Genomic DNA, 1,375 nt, shown 5'->3' on the forward strand with positions numbered 1-1,375 from the left:
GACGCTCCTATGGGCTGTCAATGGTCAGCGGGGTGTTGGGCCGGGTGGGTGGGGTTTCGAGCTGGCGGTGGAGCTGGCGGGCGATGTAGCGCTTGAGGCAGCGGCGGATCTCGCGGTCGGTTTTGCCTTCGGCACGGCGGCGTTCGGTGTAGGCGCGGGTGGTGTGGTCGTAGCGTTGCCGGCAGACGGCGATGTTGTGCAAGGCCCGGTTGAGCTGGCGATCTCCATGACGGTTGAGCCGGTAGCGCACCGTGCGCCCGGAGCTGGCAGGGATCGGTGCGACCCCGCCGAGCATGGCGAACGCGCCGTCATCGCGGCAGCGCCCGGGGTGGGACCAAGCGGTGAGCACGACCGCAGCGTTGATCGGTCCCACTCCGGGGAGCTCGAGCAGGTCCGGGCGCCAGGCCGCGATCACTGCGCGGATCACGCGCTCGTGGGTGTCGGCCTCGTTGCGCAGGCTCTGGATCCGCCCGGCCACGGTGTGGAGCACCTGCAGGCAGGTGCGGGTCTCGACATCACCGTCGGCAGCACCGTCGGCAGCACCGTCGGTGCGGGTGGGGTCCAGCCCGGCTGCGATCCTCACCAGCGCGGCGCCGCCTTTGTGGCCGCGGAAGCGGGCCGCGACTGCCTCGGGCGCGGTGGTGATCAGTGCGCGGAGCTGGCGCTGGGCGTCGGTGGCTGCGGTGATCGCCGAGCGGCGTGCGGTCAGCAAGGCCTGCAGCGCGCCGCGCTCGGCGCCGGTTTTGGGCTGGGCCAGCTGGGTGCGGGCCAGCGCATCGCGGGCGGCGCGTTCGGCATCGATGGCATCGGATTTGCGTCCACCGCGCCGGGCCGGTCGCTGGGGCCGGTCGAGCTCGATGACCACCTCTTCCCGCGCGCCGTGCAGGTGACGGGTCAGGGCCGAGCCGTAGCCGCCCGAGCCCTCGATCGCCCAGGCCCGCAGCCCACCGTGTCGCTGCGCGAGCTCGCACAGCTGGGTGTAGCCGCCAGGGTCGGCGGGCACGGTCACCGTCTCGCGGACCCGCCCGCCGGCCACCTCCAGGACCGCAGCGGTGTGGGTGTCGAGGTGGGTGTCGACCCCGATGACGACCTCGACCAGTTCTGAGAGCATGGCCATCGCGTTCTCCTTGACCGTAGGGCGCAGGGCCCGGTCCGGACCGGAGAACGGCAGGACTGTGATGGGACACGCCAGCGCTACCTGGCGGTCACGCTCCTGATCAGGCCAGTCACTCCGGCCGGGCCGGTGTCACAGAAGCAGCAGGTGGGCAAGTCGCTCGAAAGACACACAGGTCAGTCATGAGTCGGGCCACACCCGCCGCCTCTGTCACCAGCCCATCATCTTTGGACCGGCCCATCCACCCTCACAGTCATGAGT

The 1,375-nt window shown here is 71.1% G+C and carries 1 protein-coding gene; it reads right to left on the minus strand.

Annotated features, from left to right (window positions below; all coding sequences use genetic code 11):
- Positions 1 to 7 precede the first annotated feature (7 nt).
- Positions 8 to 1,117, minus strand: coding sequence for a transposase (locus WIS52_RS31630; RefSeq protein WP_349302110.1), 1,110 nt, complete (start codon positions 1,115 to 1,117; stop codon positions 8 to 10).
- Between the last annotated feature and the right edge of the window lie 258 nt (positions 1,118 to 1,375).

Source organism: Pseudonocardia nematodicida (genome assembly GCF_040105385.1).
Lineage (GTDB): Bacteria > Actinomycetota > Actinomycetes > Mycobacteriales > Pseudonocardiaceae > Pseudonocardia > Pseudonocardia nematodicida.